This is a genomic window from Chitinophaga sp. Ak27, from assembly GCF_012726295.1.
Lineage (GTDB): Bacteria > Bacteroidota > Bacteroidia > Chitinophagales > Chitinophagaceae > Chitinophaga.
On the sequence record NZ_JABAOB010000001.1, the window covers coordinates 1,316,727 to 1,328,428 of the forward strand.

An 11,702-nucleotide genomic window follows, 5' to 3' on the forward strand; every position below is an offset into this window, starting at 1 on the left:
TAAAAGCTATTTCACTTTACCCAGCCAGAAACTGTTTTGGGTAATCACGTTGTTATTGAGAAACAGTACTCTTCCCACTGGCCATTTCCAGCCACCGGCATCAAAGCGGCTCTGCGGGAATATACCACCGCCATTCAAATCCTGGTTAGTGAGGAAACCGGTACGTACCAGGTCATACCAACGTTGGCCTTCGCCATACAGTTCACGGGAACGCTCGCGGAGTACTTCCCATTTAATGTTGTCGATATCATCAGCAGTACGCGGGGCAGCCTGCGCACGGGCTCTTACGGTATTGATATCCTGCAGTGCGGCACCTTCATTGCCCTGATCGGCATAGGCTTCGGCACGCAGCAGCAACAAGTCGGCATAGCGGAGCAACATAATATTGGCGTCTACCGATGCGCCGCTGTTGTCGCCCGGATTTTTATAACTGATATTTTCCCGGTTAGGGCCTGCAAACTTGCACAGGATCACATCATAGGCATTGCTGTTGTCCGTTAACCCGGAGAAGAAGTAATTGGTACGTACATCTGAAGAAGGCACGTCATACAGGGAGTAGATCAGGTCGAGATTTACCACATCTACTTTGGAGCTTTTATTATAGATGAAAGGCGCTTTCATCAGGCTATAATAAAAACCTGTTTCAATTTGTTGCTCACCGTTAGCGGCCTGCATGTTGATCTCAAAGATTCCTTCATTTGATTTTCCATGGAACACTTTCGGATAATTAGCATAAGGCTCCAGCTGGTACATGCCGCTGTTTTCCACAGAATCAACCGCTGCGATGGCGTTAGTAACATCTGAAACCACCTGGCCTTTATTCAGGAAATTCTTCCACATATACACATGTGCCAGCAATCCAAAGGCTGCTCCCCTGTTGGCTCTCACCGCTCTTTCTGTACCGGATTTATATTCCCAGGGCAGCAGGCGGATCGCATTTTTCAGATCGCTCACGCAGCTATCTATGATAGTCTTTTCGCTGGTTCTGGGAATGTTGGTCGAATGTGCCGGGTCGGCATCATATTGAAATACAGCCGGTACATCGCCCCAGATACGGGCCATATAGAAATAAGAAAATGCACGCAGGAAATACGCCTCTCCCAGGAAACGATTACGGGTACGGGTAGGGTTGTCCGTAAACTGGTTATCGGGGATATTGGGAATATTATGCAACATAATATTCGCCTGGGTAATTATTTTGTAGTACGGCGACCAGTCGTGGTATTTATCCAGGTAAGCCCCTAAAAAGTCAGCATTATTGAATCCATCTCCGCCTTTCACCAACGCCCTTACATCATAAGTGCCATAGTCTGCGAACTCGAAAGCCGGCAAGGAGCCGTAGGCAAAATGCGACATGCTCTGGTCCCAGTCTGTATTGGTAGTTAAGGCCCGGCGCAATAAGGCATACCCACCTGCTGCGCCCTGCTCTGCATCCCGCTGGTTTTGCCAGAAAACATTACTATACGGCGAGTTAATCGGGTCCTGGTTTAATAGCTTGCGGCAAGATACCAATGGCGATAACATCAGCCCCGCTGCCATCACTGTAAATATATTTTTAAGACAATTCATATCAACTTCTTTTTAAAATTAAAAACCAACATTTACCCCTAATGTGAACTTCCTTGGAATAGGGTATCCGCCACCGGTGTAAGTACCTTTCTCATCCACCGCTTCCGCATCAGGCACGCTGGATTTCTGGAACATTTTCACGTTGTCGATCACGCCATATATCTGCAGCTTACTGAGTTTTGCACGTTGCAATAATTTAGGCCCTACGGTATAAGAAAGGTTCAGGTATTTGATACGGGCATAAGAACCATTTTCCACAAAGGCTGAAGAAAATGGTAAGAACTGGTAATAATAATTCTGGCTATAAGGAATTACCTGCGCATACTTGCTCTGGTCGCCCTCTTTATGCCAGCTGTCGATGGAGGCAGGGTCGATAGCCGCTACGTCCGCATAACGGTTGGTTAAAGCTTCCAGCCTGTCGGACATGTATTTATTGTAAATATCACGTTTCAGGGTAAAGGTCATATACACCTGCAAGCTCCAGGGACCATACATAAAAGTATTGGTAAAGCCGCCGGTACAACCGGGGTTAGGGTTACCTGCACGTACTTTATCATTCCAGTCCCATACATCGTAGTCACCATTCTGATCTACCCAGATAAAATCACCCGGTTGTACGGTATGGTTACCGTTCCAATAGGTCAGTTTCTCACCGGTATAAGGGTTGAAAGGAATATCTTTTGCGGTACTGTATACGCCCTTGCTCTGCATCAGGTAAAACTCATTGATCGCCCTTCCTTTGGTCAGGATATAGGTCATACCGGTATTATCATCAGGTACCACGAGATCACGGTTACCATTAGGCAATGCCACGATCTGGTTTTTGATGAAAGAGAGAATCAGCGTAGAGTTCCACTGGAATTTGCTGTTAGCAGGCATAATTCTACCTTGTACGGTGAATTCGACACCGGTGTTACGTACATCTACCGCGTTGGTGTTTACTTTATTATACCCGGTAGTGGCAGGCAGCATCAGGTCGAACAGCTTGCGGGAAGTACCGCGGTTGAACGCATCTGCAGTAACGTTCAAACGGCCGCTAAAGAAGCTCGCATCGATACCGATGTTGGATTGCAGTGCCTGCTCCCAGGTCAAGCCATTCTGTGCTACCCCGTCACTAAAGTTCGGTGTTACTGCATTCACTCCATTGTAAGTACCGCCGTTTGAACCTCCGTAGGTTCCCTGGTTGATGCTGTAGGTATTGAATGGCAGGTAATAATCGGTAGGCAAACTACCGGTAACCCCAAAGCTACCACGTATTTTGAGGTACTCCACCCACTTTTTCACCGGCGCCATAAACGGCTCTTCGGAAATATTCCATCCGGCAGAAACAGAAGGGAAGTATCCCCATCTGCTGTCCTTACCAAAACGGGAAGACGCATCGGCACGGTAAGCGAGCGACAACAGGTATTTTTCTTTATAGTCATAGTTAACACGGGAGAAGAAAGACAGCAGACCAGCTGACTGATAATTGGATCCGGAAACCAGGTTTCCGCCAGCATCATAGAATGTTAAATAGTTCGGAACAAAACCCTGTACTACTTTCACGTTGTCGTTACTCAGCGCGCCTGCGCCGATACCGGTGTATTCATTCTTCACGTTATTAATGGTGTTACCCAGCAACACGTTAAGATGGTGATCATTGTTCACTATGTTGGTCGTGTAACTCAGGGTGTTATCGAGGTTTACGTTTTCATAACGCGACTTGCTGCTTTGTGCATAGGACAATCCGGCTACGTTCAACGCACCGGGTCTGAAAATATCGCGGGAATTGACGCTCGACTGTATAGAACCGGTAGAAGCAAAACGCAGCTTTTTGCTGAAATCGTAGTTGAGCGTTACACTGGCTGTGATATCATCATTGATATTTTTATCTTTTCCATCGGCAAAGTCGCCTACGAAGTTTTTCTTATCTAAATCCGAAAGGTTAAAGAGAGAAGATCGATACTGTCCGCCGGCCAGCGGGATCACGTCTTCACCGGGCGCAGTACCGCGGCCCCTGGATCTATCGCCACGGCTCAGGCGGAACAGGGAGCTTACATTTAGCTTCGTGCTCAGTTTCACGCCCATGGCGGCAGATACGGTGTAGCGCTTAAAGCCGGTTCCTTTAATGGTTCCTTCTTCGTTATAGTAGTTACCGCTGATACGGTAATTGGTCATGTCGTTGGCGCCGGCCACAGAAAGATCATAGTTCTGGATCAGGGCTTTCTGGTAAAAGAGATCCTGCCAATCGGTGGCTCCGTTAAAAGCCGGGTTGAGACTATCTGTCAGCAGCATAGGTATCCTGATGGCCAACTGATCATAGCTCAGGTTCTTTTGGAGGAAATTCATTTTAAACTGTCTTTCTTCCGCGCCGCCATATACTTTTTCGAAATTAGGCTGCTGCACCAAACCGGTGTAGGCCGAAACATTTACCTGTGGCTTACCGGGCTTACCCCGTTTTGTTTTCACGATCACTACGCCGTTGGCCCCACGGGAACCATAGATGGCTGCTGCAGATGCATCTTTCAGGATGTCGATCGATTCAATATCGTTAGGGTTGATGCCGGCAATATAGTTGGTACCGGTATTATCAAATGCAGCTGCATCATCCATAGAAATGGGAATATCATCGATCACAAATAAAGGCGAGCTCAAAGTGCGGGCGGCAGAGGCGTTGCGGCTGATGGAAGTATTTCCTCTTACCACAAAGGAGCCACGTACACCGGGTTCACCGGTAAAGTTCTGTACGTTCAAACCGGCAGCACGGCCTTGCAACAGCTGGTCGAAACTGGGAGAAGGCAAGTTTTCAATTTCTTTACCTTTCACGCTGGATACCGCTGCTGTTACGGTTTTACGCTTTACTTCCTGGTACCCGATCACCACTACGTCTTTTAGACTTTTAGCATCCGGTTTTAATGAAATGGTGTAGGAAGTATTACCTGTGAGGACAATGGTTTGCGTTTCAAAGCCTATATAGGAGATGGAAAGCTTACCGGAGTTACCTCTTAACGTCAGGGTGAACTTACCATCTGGTGTAGTAGCGGCTCCGTTGTTGGTACCCACTTCTTTCACAGATACGCCGGGCAATACAACCCCTTTGTCATCTTTAACGGTACCGGAGATTTTTCGCTCCTGGGCCCATACCTGCAGGCATAGCAGTCCCATTAGCGCTAGCAATAGCAACTTTTTGTGCATAGATTCTGGTTTAATAAATTAAGCTGGAATTATCAGATGGGTCGATAACTACCTTTTGTTCACTGGAAATCGTTTATTGTTTCTTTTGTTTTTTTTGGTTGACAGTCCTGAAATGTTGTTCACTTATTAACGTTCACGGGTAATAATCTTCTTCTCTAAGCACTCACCTGAAATTTGTGTAAGCATGTCATTATTGATCCTGGTTAATGTTACTGATGTTTAATGCTCGTGGTATTGTTCACTTATTAAGGCACGCTGATAATAACTGTCTACTTTTTTGGTCGATGTTACTTCAATTGTTCACAGTTCCGGGGGGAAAATTAGAAATGTTAAAATTTTCTTAATAGGCATAGGGGTAATTATTGACAATGCAGTGACAGAAAGAATTACTATACCAATATTGCTATGATGAATATAATAAATTCATAATCAATATATTAAAAAACATAAAATTATCATATCAATATATGGCAAATGAAAATAAAACCACAATACGGTAAAATAACATCATCATAATGATACATACAAGACAATCCAGTGATAAATACCTATCATGCATTTTACCCATACAAATATTGATCACCAGCGCCAAAAACATCTTACTCACTGTTATCTATATACGAAAAAAGCACCCGTCATTACGCTGTTTAAACGGGAAATCCATCTTATTTATTGGCTGATTGCCAAGGACTGGCAACTATTAATTATTTTTGCCGGATAAACTTTAGGCGCCTGAAAAAAGTACGGAAAATATTATCTGTCGTGTTACTCTGTTTGTTAGGCCTTGTTATCCTGATCGGAATACTGGTAAACATCCCGGTGGTACAGAACTTCCTCGTGGGGGAAGTGACCAGCCGTTTATCAGAACAGCTGAAAACAAGGGTACAGATTGACCGTGTAAAGTTTCAGCTGTTCAATCATATGCAGCTGGAGGGAGCGCTGATAGAAGATCAACATCGCGATACCCTGTTGTACGCCGGCAAACTACAGGTACGCATTACTGACTGGTTCTTTTTCCAGGACAAGCCGGTGATCAAGTTTATAGGACTGGAAAACGCGCAGGTAAACCTCCTCCGTTCCCGCAAAGACTCTGTGTGGAACTATCACTTCCTGGAAGAAGCGTTCTCTGGTCCAACGGATACGAGCCGTACGCCCAGCAAAGGCATTTCGCTGGACCTTAAAAAAATAGACCTTCGCAATATACAGTTCAACCAGGTAGATGCCTGGGTAGGTGAAGATATGAGGGCTTCCGCCAAGCGCATTTACCTGGATGCCAAGAACCTCGACCTGCAAAAACATAATATCGATATCCAGGAACTCACCCTCACGGCACCAACGTTTATCGTGAGCAGTTATGCCTCTTCCCCCCTGCGCCACCGCAGACGCCCTGCCCCGGGCACCAACCCCGTGGATAGTAGCCGGATCAATGAGCTTCGGTGGAATAGCGCTAACTGGAAACTTATTATAAAAGAGATTAATATCAAAAATGGGATGTTCGGCGTCGATAATCCCGACGATACCACTAAAATTGAGGCAGGCTACTTTGCGCCACATCATATCCGCTTCAATGATATCAACCTTTCCCTCACCAATACCAGCCTGGTAAAGGATAGCGTGATAGGCGACCTTATCCTGCGTACCAAAGAGCGCAGCGGCTTTGAAGTGAAGAAGTTGAGTAGCCGCTTTAAAATGTCGCCCGTAGAAATGGAGTTCTCGCAGCTCGACCTGGAAACAAACCGCAGCCATATCGGCGACTACTACACCATGCAATACAGCGACATCAGTGATATGAGCAATTATATCGATGATGTGTTTATGCAGGCGCATTTCAAAAACTGTAAACTATCTTCCGACGATATTGCCTTTTTTGCCCCACCTCTTTCTTCCTGGAAAAAAGAAATTATTCTCAACGGAAAAGCCCGGGGGCCGGTAAGTAACCTGAAAGCATCTGAAATAGACCTCAGCGCCGGCAGCACCACCCGCCTGAAAGGAAGCCTGGAAATGCGTGGCCTGCCAGACATCTACGAAACGTTCATCGATTTCCATACCGACGAACTGGTAACTACCGGTAAAGATGTAATGCAAATCATGCCTATCGTAAAGGACGTTGTCAATACCGTTCGCATCGACCGGTTATCCAATATCCATTTCCAGGGAAGCTACACCGGATTCATCAATGACTTTGTGGCCTATGGCCAGTTTCAGACCAACCTGGGTAAGCTCAACTCCGATCTGAACTTTAAAACCAGCAGGGATATACCAGTGTATTCCGGTAGCCTCAAGGCCAGCAACTTTGATATAGGCAGCCTTTTCGACAACGATAACCTGTCTACCGTTTCCCTGGATGCCAAAGTAGACGGCGCCGGCTTTAACTTTAAAACGCTCAAAGCCAGTGTAGACGCCAATATACAGGAAATTTCCCTATTCGGCTACGACTATCGCAACATCAAAACCAAAGGGGAAATGAGCCGTAAATTTTTCAATGGCTCTCTCACTGCCAATGATCCCAACCTCGATATGGACTTTGCCGGTACCATCGATTTCAACGAGGCCCTTCCCGTATTTAATTTCAATTCAGAAATCCGTAAAAGTGACCTGAAAGCATTGCACCTCACGGAAGATTCCGTTACCCTGCAGGCCAAGCTGGATCTAAATTTCAAAGGCAGTAACATCGACAACTTCGATGGAAGCGCCCGGATGTATGAAGTATCAGTGTTCAAAGACAACCGGCGACTGGAGTTCGACTCCCTCAACGTGCTGTCGCATATGGTGGACAATAAAAAAGTACTGGAATTTGCCGGTAGTGAAATCAGTGGGTTTGTAAAAGGACAATATAGCTTTCTCCAACTACCCAACGCCTTTCACTTGCTGCTTTATAAATATTATCCCAGCTATTTCAGCCCGCCGTCACAAACCAATATCAACCAGGACTTCACCTTTGCCTTCAACCTGGGAGACGTGGATAAACTGCTGAAAGGCTTTACAAACCAGTTCACCGGCTTTAACCAAAGCCGGGTCGACGGCGCCCTGAATACGATGAACGGAGGCAACCTGGCGCTGAATATCAACATACCGGAAGCCGGTTTCCGGGGTTACCATGTACAGGATTTACAGGTAAAGGGAGAAGGTAATTTTAATAAGGTCAATATCAGCACCAGTATTGGTAAAATATTATCCGGTAAGAACGTAATGTTTGAAAACCCGGTGATACTGGCCAGCTCGGGGCATGATACCTCTTATGTGAAAGTAGACCTCTCCGCAGAAGACACTTCCTCCCTGGATGGCTTTTATGCCCGTATCATCACCGTCGCGGAAGGGGTAAAAGTCAACTTCCTCAATAGTGCGTTCACGGTGAACGAGCGCCAGTGGAATGTAACACCCGGCAATGAAATTTACTGGAGCAAACACTTTCTCACGGTAAAAAATTTCCGCATTACCCGCAATGATCAAAGCGTTACCATAGAAACCAACGAGTTTAACCCGGATGAATCGAAGTTCATCGTTACCCTTAAAAACCTGAACCTGGCCGACGTCATCCCTGCCCAGGTCATTACCACCCGCATTGAAGGGATTACAGATGGTACCATCAATATTGCGGATCCAACCGCCAACCTGGATATCAATACCGCGTTGAGAACCCGGGAACTGCGCATAGACAACGATTCTATCGGCATCGTAAATGTTGATGGCTCCTATCATCATCAAACGGGGATAGCCACCTTCAGCGTACAGTCTGACAATGAGGGCAAGGCTTTCGCCGCGCAGGGACAGGTAGGCCTGCTGGCAGGCAACAACAATATCGACGCCGGCATTCAGCTCAACGGCACCTCTATCAGCCTGCTGAATAAGTACCTGGCGGGCTATGTGTCGAACCTTACCGGCACCGTAGCCGGCAACCTCAAAATAGGTGGCACTACCACACAGCCATCGGTGAAAGGCACCCTTTCCCTGGATACAGTGGGCGTAACTGTTGATTACCTCGGCACCCATTACCGGATTCCCAAGCTGAACATCAATGTAGACGATAACCTGATTGAATTCGGCAATTTTGTACTGGTCGATAAAAATAATACCCAGGGTAACGCCAGCGGCTATATCAGTCATGATCACTTCGACAAACTGAATTTCGATTTTGATGTAACCGGCCGTGGCTTCGTTTTCCTGGGCACTACCGCCAATGACAACGACCTGTTCTATGGCGATGTGATTGCCGATGGTAAAGTATACTTCTCCGGCCCGATCAACGATATGCAGATGCATATCCTGGCCAGGCCCATTAAAGGCACCCACTTCTACCTGCCCATGTCCGACAGCAAGGATATTGGTAAATACGACTACATCACCTTCAAAACATATGGTACCGAGATCGTAGAAAAGAAGAAGAAAAAAGATAATACCAAACTCACGGTTAAACTCGACATTGCCGCCAACCCGGATGCACAGATAGACGTTATCCTGGATGCCACTACCGGCGATATCATTTCGGCCAACGGTACCGGCAACCTGCAGATCACCGTGAATACCGAAGGCGACTTTACCATGTTCGGGAATTACGAAATCAATAATGGGTCCTACAACTTTACCTTCCAGCGCCTAACCAGCTGGAAATTTGATATAGAAAAGAACAGCAGCATCATCTGGAACGGTGATCCATCCGAAGCGCGGGTAAATATTATGGCTAAGTACTCCCTGCCCAAGGTGAGCCTTTATAACCTGGTAGGACAAGGCACCAACATTAGCTCTGATAAGCTGGCTACCCGCACCGAAAAAGTAGATGTACTGATTAACTTACGTGGCGCCCTCTTGAAGCCGGACATCACTTATTCCATCGAATTACCGGAAGTAGGCAGCCTGGCCTATGAAAGTGGAGTAGCGGCCCACCTGAAAGAAATTAATAACGACCAGAACAAGGCCTTGTTCCAGGTATGGGGATTATTATTTTCCAACCAGTTCCTGCCCGATGACGCCACTACTACCGCGGCGGCCAATGTGGGTATCACTGGTAAAAACAGTGTGGGACAGGCGTTATCCGCCCAGGCACAGGCCATTTTGAACAACATTACCGGCGCCCTGCTAAAAGGAAGCGGTATCGGTGTAAATGTTAACTACCGGGCGTATAATGTGGGTGGCCCCCAGGATAACTCTTCCGTAGATCGTAACCAGGTGAGCGCCGGTATTACCAGTAACCTGTTTAACAATCGTTTCCGTTTATATGCCGGTGGCGACTATGACTGGGGTAAAACGGCCACTTCCGCTAACACCAACCGGTTTGCGGGCGACTTCCGCGTCGAATACCTCCTGACACCTGATGGTCGTTTCCGAATCAATGCCTTTAGTAAAACGGACTACGACGTATATAACCTCAACAATCGTACGAAATCCGGCGTAGGCATTTCCTACATAAGAGAGTACAACCGGTTTTCCGAACTGTTCAACGGTGGGAACCGCAGCAGGCGCACGCCGCTGCTGGATTCGCTGCGTAAGGCCGCTGCCCTCAAAAAGGAACAGGAAGATTCCGCCAGGGCGACCAAAAAGAACACCAAAAACACCGAGTAAGGCGGGTTAAACGACAAAGGAGAAAACCAGTAGTAGCACCGGTTTCCTCCTTCGCGTGGTTTATGGGTTACCGGCGTGTTGCCACACCGGTCACGCGGCCTTATGGCCGTCATATGTGTCTATCCTTTCAGGATATCATGACCTAATTTATCTCTCTTGGTTTTCAGGTACCCTTCATTATGTGGGTTAGGATGAATTTCGATGGGTACATTTTCCACTACTTCCAGTCCGTAACCGCTTAATCCGGCGCGTTTGCGCGGGTTGTTGGTAATCAGGCGGAGCTTGGAGATGCCCATTTGGCGGAGGATTTGTGCACCCACACCATAATCACGCTCATCCATTTTGAAACCAAGTTCCAGGTTAGCTTCCACGGTATCCAGTCCTTCTTCCTGGAGTTTATAGGCTTTCAGTTTGTTCATGAGGCCTATACCGCGTCCTTCCTGGTTCATATATAAAATAAGACCTTTACCTTCTTTTTCCACCATCTGCATAGCGGCATGTAGTTGTTCCCCGCAGTCGCAACGTAATGAATGGAGTATATCTCCTGTTACACAAGAGGAGTGCACACGTACTAGTACCGGCTCATCTTTTTTCCAGTTTCCTTTTTTCAGGGCCATGTGAATTTCACCGGAATTGATCTGTTTAAAGGCCACCAGCTCGAAGTTGCCGTATTTGGTGGGCATCTGTACCTTCACGCCTTCCTCGATCAGGGTTTCGGTGCTGAGCAGGTAAGCGATGAGGTCTTTTATCGAGATGAGCTTGAGATCAAATTTGGTGGCTATTTCACGCAGTTGGGGCAGGCGGGCCATGGTGCCGTCTTCATTCATGATTTCTACCAGTACACCGGCGGGTTCGAATCCTGCCAGGCGGGCCAGGTCTATTGTAGCTTCGGTATGGCCGGAACGACGTAACACACCTCCTGTTTTGGCTTTCAGCGGAAAAATATGCCCAGGTTTGCCCAGATGTTCTGGTTTGGTATTGGGATCGATCAGTGCCTGTACAGTTTTGGCCCTGTCATGCGCGGAGATGCCGGTGGTACAGCCATGTCCGAGCAAGTCGACCGATACGGTAAAAGGAGTTTGGTGCAGGGCGGTGTTATCGCGTACCATCATCTCCAATCCTAATTCCTCACAACGTTCTTCTACTAAAGGAGCACATATCAGCCCACGACCGTGGGTACTCATAAAATTGATAATCTCGGGTGTTACATTGCGTGCTGCTGTTACAAAATCACCTTCGTTTTCACGGTCTTCGTCATCTACTACGATCACCAGTTTACCGTTTTTTATATCTTCTATTGCTGCTGCTATTGTATCTAACATATAATATTCCCTCCGGGTCAGTAATGTTGAATGGCGCAAAGTTACGACATATACCTGTGAAAAGGTGAAGCGGAGGAGCGG

Annotated in this window: 4 protein-coding genes; 1 reads left to right on the top strand and 3 read right to left on the bottom strand. The window is 47.0% G+C overall.

Annotated elements, in window-relative coordinates; all coding sequences use genetic code 11:
* Positions 1-6: 6 nt before the first annotated feature.
* On the bottom strand, positions 7-1,569 hold the full coding sequence (locus tag HGH90_RS05145) for a RagB/SusD family nutrient uptake outer membrane protein (RefSeq protein ID WP_169190527.1): 1,563 nt from the start codon (positions 1,567-1,569) through the stop codon (positions 7-9).
* A gap of 18 nt (positions 1,570-1,587) precedes the next feature.
* Positions 1,588-4,743, bottom strand: coding sequence for a SusC/RagA family TonB-linked outer membrane protein (locus tag HGH90_RS05150; protein WP_169190528.1), 3,156 nt, complete (start codon positions 4,741-4,743; stop codon positions 1,588-1,590).
* A gap of 762 nt (positions 4,744-5,505) precedes the next feature.
* Between HGH90_RS05150 and HGH90_RS32075 the strand changes: the two genes are divergently transcribed.
* Positions 5,506-10,299 (top strand): translocation/assembly module TamB domain-containing protein, encoded by a 4,794-nt coding sequence (locus tag HGH90_RS32075; protein WP_169190529.1) that lies wholly within the window; start codon positions 5,506-5,508, stop codon positions 10,297-10,299.
* Positions 10,300-10,418: 119 nt separating this feature from the next.
* Here HGH90_RS32075 and HGH90_RS05160 read toward each other — a convergent pair whose 3' ends face one another.
* Positions 10,419-11,621, bottom strand: coding sequence for a bifunctional 3,4-dihydroxy-2-butanone-4-phosphate synthase/GTP cyclohydrolase II (locus HGH90_RS05160; RefSeq protein WP_168763958.1), 1,203 nt, complete (start codon positions 11,619-11,621; stop codon positions 10,419-10,421).
* Between the last annotated feature and the right edge of the window lie 81 nt (positions 11,622-11,702).